A 1,433-nucleotide genomic window follows, 5' to 3' on the forward strand; every position below is an offset into this window, starting at 1 on the left:
CACGGACCCGACCGCCCGGGCCCCGATCCCCGTGCCGTACAGCTTCCTCACCGGCGCCGCCATGGCGATCACGCAGCCGGGGGCCACGCTGCCGGGCGCGAACGACTGGAACTGTCGGCCCTCGCCCGCCAAGCCGCGTCCGGTGGTCCTGGTCCACGGCACCTCCGGCGGCGCCGTGACCAACTGGGCGACCTTCGGCCCGCTGCTGCACAACGAGGGCTACTGCGTGTTCACGCTGACCTACGGCGCGCTGCCGGGTACCCCGTGGCCGGTCAACGAGCTGGGCGGGTTGTCCGACATCGCGGGGGTCTCGGTGCCGCAGGTCGGGGAGTTCGTCGACCGTGTGCTGGCGGCCACCGGGGCCCGGCAGGTGGACCTGGTCGGCCACTCGCAGGGCACCATCGTCTCGGGTCTGGTGGCGAAGGTCGGGCGCCCGGGCAAGGTGAACACCGTCGCCTCGATCGCCCCGCTGTGGGAGGGCTCCGGTGGGGGTATGCGCAGGTCTCTGGACGACCTTCCAGGAGTCTCGGACCAGCTGGGTCAGATCCCCGCCCTGTCCCAGATGTCCCCGGGCTCCGAGGTACTCCAGCTGTTGTGGAGCGGAGGATCGCCCTACGCCCCCGGGGTGCGGTACCTCAACGCGGTGACCCGCTACGACCAGTTGGTCACGCCCTACACCTCGGGCCTGGTGCCCGGACCGATGACGACCAACGTGGTGATCCAGGACGGCTGCGAGCAGAACCACGCCGAGCACCTGGCGATCGCCTCCGACCCGCGCACGGCCGACTTCGTGCTGAACGCGCTCGATCCGGCCACCCCCCGTGTGCCGCGCTGCGAGGCGATCGCCCCGTACCTGGGTCCGATCCCGGCCCTGCCGGGCTCATGACCGCACGTCGGGTGGCCCCGGGGATCGCGGGACTCATGGCGGCCACGCTCCTCGTCGTCGTCGCGCCCGGATCGGTCACGGCGACTCCGACCACGGTGTCTCCCGACGCGACTCCGACCACCGCGCAGGTCCCGTGGCGCTGGTGGGACGGAGCGGCGCACCAGCTCACCAACGGGCTCGCGGATCCGCCCGGGATCAACCGTGATGACTGCCGGCCGAGTGCCCACCATCCCGTGCCGGTCATCCTCGTCCACGGCACCGGGCTCAACGGCGGCAACTCGTGGGCCACCTTCGGGGCCGCCCTGGCCGCCGAGGGCTACTGCGTGTGGGCGCCGACGGTCGGGGCCCCGCCGGGGCTCGGCTCCACCGGAGGGTTCGACTCGCTCACCGGCGCCTCGGCTCCCCAGCTCGCCGCCGAGATCGACCGCGTCCGCGCACTCACCGGTGCCCCGGAGGTCGACCTCGTGGGGCACTCGCAGGGCGCGATCATCGCGTCCTACGTCACCGCCACCACGCGGCGGGACGCGGTACGCACCGTCGTCACTCA

General features: G+C 72.9%; 2 protein-coding genes. Both read left to right on the plus strand.

What is annotated here, in order from left to right; all coding sequences use genetic code 11:
• Positions 1–886, plus strand: an 886-nt coding sequence (locus G6018_RS14280) for an alpha/beta fold hydrolase (RefSeq protein ID WP_182639974.1), incomplete at its 5' end; no start/stop codon positions are given.
• Positions 883–1,433, plus strand: a 551-nt coding sequence (locus G6018_RS14285) for an alpha/beta fold hydrolase (protein ID WP_182639975.1), incomplete at its 3' end; no start/stop codon positions are given. The genes G6018_RS14280 and G6018_RS14285, both read left to right, overlap by 4 nt.

Source organism: Dietzia sp. DQ11-44 (assembly GCF_014145205.1).
GTDB classification, from domain to species: Bacteria; Actinomycetota; Actinomycetes; order Mycobacteriales; family Mycobacteriaceae; genus Dietzia; species Dietzia natronolimnaea.